Raw genomic sequence first — 209 nt, 5'->3', positions numbered from 1 at the left:
CAAACGCCGAAAGTACTTAGGGGGAGGCCCCTTGGGAGGATAGGAAGCCGCTGATTAAGAGAGAAGAGAGAACTATGTTCTCTCTTCTCGTTCATAGGGGTATAGCTCAACTGGTAGAGTAGCGGTCTCCAAAACCGTTGGTTGAGGGTTCGATTCCTTCTGCCCCTGCCAAAATCGGAGGGGTAGAAGTTCCGGTGAGCTATACTCCT

The 209-nt window shown here is 51.2% G+C and carries 1 tRNA gene; it reads left to right on the top strand.

The features are described from left to right. Positions 1 to 95: 95 nt before the first annotated feature. Positions 96 to 171, top strand: a tRNA-Trp gene (locus tag PGX78_RS00810). The last annotated feature ends 38 nt before the right edge of the window (positions 172 to 209 follow it).

Origin of the sequence: Megasphaera sp. AF13-6AC (genome assembly GCF_027685385.1) — a bacterium.
Classification (GTDB): Bacteria; Bacillota; Negativicutes; order Veillonellales; family Megasphaeraceae; genus Megasphaera; species Megasphaera micronuciformis.
The sequence above is the reverse complement of the archived record's forward strand: the minus strand, read 5'-3'. Positions and strand labels throughout refer to the sequence as shown.